The 3,866-nt window shown below is 37.7% G+C and carries 4 protein-coding genes; all 4 read left to right on the forward strand.

The annotated features are described in order from the left end of the window. Positions 1–215: 215 nt before the first annotated feature. Positions 216–2,222: a transketolase gene (gene tkt / locus AC52RT_RS03130; RefSeq protein WP_495539401.1), complete on the forward strand. Its 2,007-nt coding sequence runs from the start codon at positions 216–218 to the stop codon at positions 2,220–2,222. 151 nt (positions 2,223–2,373) lie between these two features. Further along, the gene (sirA, locus tag AC52RT_RS03135; protein ID WP_495539402.1) at positions 2,374–2,814 is read left to right on the forward strand and encodes a sporulation inhibitor of replication protein SirA; all 441 of its coding nucleotides are present in this window, start codon (positions 2,374–2,376) and stop codon (positions 2,812–2,814) included. Between the two features lie 86 nt (positions 2,815–2,900). After that, complete coding sequence (locus AC52RT_RS03140; RefSeq protein WP_040375160.1) at positions 2,901–3,116, forward strand: YneF family protein; 216 nt, start codon at positions 2,901–2,903, stop codon at positions 3,114–3,116. A 317-nt stretch (positions 3,117–3,433) separates the two neighbouring features. Next, positions 3,434–3,866: SDR family NAD(P)-dependent oxidoreductase (locus tag AC52RT_RS03145; RefSeq protein ID WP_495539403.1), on the forward strand; the 433-nt coding region annotated here is incomplete at its 3' end.

A 3,866-nucleotide genomic window follows, 5' to 3' on the forward strand; every position in this document is an offset into this window, starting at 1 on the left:
TAGAAATAAATCAGTTGTAAGGGGATTACATTTTGAATGTAATTCTTTTTTTAGTTCATTCTATACTAGAATAAGTTTTTGTGAAGACGTACTGGAAAGATAAAATTCTTCATAAGTTATTCACAATCCCCTTTGAGATCAAGGTAATATAGTTGTTTTTATTTAGTTTGCACTATAATATAAAGAGGAATATGAGAAAGAAAGGATGTTTACTTATGTCTAATTCTATAAATACGCTTTCAATTAACACAATCCGTACACTTTCTATTGATGCTATTGAAAAAGCTAATTCTGGTCATCCAGGGATGCCAATGGGCGCTGCACCAATGGCCTATACACTATGGACTCAATTTATGAACCATAATCCGAAAAACCCAAATTGGTTTAACCGCGATCGCTTTGTATTGTCTGCTGGTCATGGTTCTATGCTTTTATACAGTCTATTACACTTAGCTGGATATGGTTTAACGATTGATGATTTAAAAAGTTTCCGCCAATGGGACAGCTTAACACCTGGACATCCTGAATTTGGTCACACAGCTGGTGTTGATGCAACGACAGGACCACTTGGTCAAGGGATCGCAATGGCAGTAGGTATGGCAATGGCTGAACGTCATTTGGCTGCTACTTATAATCGTGATTCATACAATGTTGTTGATCACTATACATATGGTATTTGTGGTGATGGGGACTTAATGGAAGGTGTTTCTGCTGAAGCAGCTTCACTTGCTGCTCACTTGCAATTAGGCCGTCTGGTAGTTCTATATGATTCGAATGATATTTCGTTAGATGGAGATCTTGATAAGTCCTTCAGTGAATCGGTTGAAGATCGGTTTAAAGCTTATGGCTGGCAATACCTTCGTGTTGAGGATGGCAATGATCTTACTGCGATTGCTGAGGCGCTAGAAGCATCTAAAACGGATGAAACGCGTCCAACGCTTATTGAAGTGAAGACGGTTATCGGTTACGGTTCACCAAACCGTTCTGGTAAATCAGCAGTTCATGGTGCACCGCTTGGTTCGGATGAATTGAAACTAACTAAAGACGCTTACAAATGGACGTTTGAAAAAGATTTCCACGTACCGGAAGAAGTTTATGAACACTTCGAAAAGGCTTGTGTCGAAGCTGGAAGCAAAAAAGAAACAGAGTGGAATACACTTTTCAGTGAGTACAAAAATGCTTATCCAGAGCTTGCTCAGCAATTAGAGGGAGCCATAAACAACGAACTTCCTGAAGGTTGGGATAAAGATATTCCAGTTTATGAAGAAGGAAAAAGTCTTGCATCTCGTGCATCAAGCGGAGAAGTGCTAAATGGCATTTCAAAAAACCTTCCTAGTTTGTTTGGGGGTTCTGCTGACTTAGCTGGATCAAATAATACGATGATTAAAGGTGCGGAAGACTTTACTCCTGCTGACTATACTGGCCGTAATATTTGGTTTGGTGTTCGAGAATTTGCCATGGGTGCAGCCCTAAACGGAATGATGCTTCACGGTGGCGTGCATGCTTTCGGCGGAACGTTCTTCGTCTTCTCAGATTACCTGCGTCCAGCCATTCGTCTTGCAGCCATTATGAAATTACCTGTAACGTATGTATTTACTCATGACAGCGTTGCAGTTGGTGAAGATGGTCCTACCCATGAGCCGGTTGAACAATTAGCAGCATTACGTGCTATGCCGGATTTAGGTGTCATTCGTCCAGCGGATGGTAATGAAGTAGCTGCAGCTTGGAGAACAGCTATTGAATCAACTGATCGTCCTACAGCGCTTATTCTTACTCGTCAAAACCTTCCAACACTTAAAAATACGGCTGAATTGGCGTATGAGGGTGTTAAAAAAGGTGGTTATATCGTATCTGCTTCTCAAAAAGAACAAGCTGATGTACTTCTAATCGCTACTGGTTCTGAAGTTAATCTTGCTGTTTCAGCGCAAGCAAAATTAGCAGAAGAAGGTATTGATGCTGCTGTTATCAGCATGCCGTCATGGGATCGCTTTGAAGATCAGTCTAAAGAATACAAGCAAAGTGTCATCAACCCAGCTGTTAAAAAACGTCTAGGTATTGAAATGGCTTCACCATTCGGATGGGATCGTTATACAGGAGATGAAGGTGAAATTCTTGCCATTAACCGTTTTGGTGCATCTGCTCCAGGTAATAAAATCATGGAAGAATTCGGTTTCACTGTTGATAACGTAGTCTCACGCGTAAAAGCACTTGTTCAAGAATAAGTAAAAATAGGGCTGACACCTTTATTGGTGTCAGCTTTTATAGTATAAAATGATTATTCGACAAAAATAGTTAGGGTTTCCTCCATGATTCAACATACCTTTTAATGACATGCTTATATAATAGTAAAAAGGAATGCAGGGAGGCAATTTTATGAGAAATTATCAGATCTATCTGATCGAAGATGAATTCGCCATGCATTATTACGGCAGAGAAAAATTGTTTTTCAATTTGTTTTTGGAATATATTAAATCAACTGGTTATCATAAAAGTATCTTGCAAAAACAAATCGAATATGTGACGAAAGACATACCTTTTAGTAAATTGTCTAAGGCACTTGCTGAGAGAAGGAATCCTACGCATGATCATGTATCGGAAAATGATGTGTATTTTACTGAAACCAAAAATGGGACAAGTAAAGCAGCATTAGTGATTGGCAAAGATTATCTGCATTTAAAATCTGAAGGGACCTACGAAGCAGAAACTGAATTTTTTGAAAGTATTCGAAAATGCGAATCTGGATTTTTAGCGTTAGATTTTGAAAACAAGCATTTTGGGTGGCTAAAACCCATTAAAGAAAGAAAATTTGTCTAAAGATAGGGCATATTGGCTTGAAGTATTGTATAATATTCTTTGGTCTAGTACACTGTTTATAGACAACATGAAGGAGGAAAGATAGTATGTGGGTATACATTCTAGTTGGTGTCCTAGCATTACTTGCTGGGTTAGCACTCGGATTTTTCATAGCTCGTAAATACATGATGGACTATTTGAAAAAAAATCCGCCGATTAACGAACAAATGTTAAAAATGATGATGATGCAAATGGGAATGAAACCATCCCAAAAGAAAATTAACCAAATGATGAGCGCAATGAGCAAACAGCAAACGAAATAAAACCATGTTATATCAACGTTTGGAGAGAGTTTTAAGCTGAGTTTCGAATAGAAAGTAGACTGGCTTTAGTCCCTGGATTGAAACCTTCATCTATTTTTCGTTTGAAACTTGGTTTAACCTTCTTTTATACACTATAAGCCACTTTTTCTGGATGAAATATTCAGTAAAGGTGGTTTTTATTATGGAATTAATTGATGTTTTAGAAGAGTATGATTACCATTTTTTTGCAAAGTGGTAGTCAGAGACAGAAGCAACAACTATTGTTGTAAGCGTTATACTAGTACAAATAATAAACCGAAAATATGGGGGATGTTACCATGAAAACATTGTTAATTACAGGAGGTACTAGTGGCATTGGCGAAGGACTGGCAAAGTATTTTTTAGCAGCCGGGAATAGGGTAATTATTGTAAGTAGAAATAAAGGTAATTTACATAATGCTATTTATCTACAAGCAGATCTGAGTCTTGCTTCAGAAAACTACCGTATCATAGAGAATATTCAAGAGACCTATGGCGCAATTGATGGAATGATTCTTTGTGCTGTCCTACAAACAGCGCGTAAAGACGCTTTAATTACACAAGATGGTTTAGAATTCACTTTTGCATTGCAGTATTTAAGTCGGTATATCCTTTCAAATAGGATAGCATTTAATGATGACTCTTTTATTTTAAATGTTGCTACCCCAGGAATCTACAGCACTGTCAATTTTGAAGATTTAGAATATAGACGTAAGTTTAACAGCGTGAAAG

This window comes from Peribacillus sp., assembly GCF_059453735.1.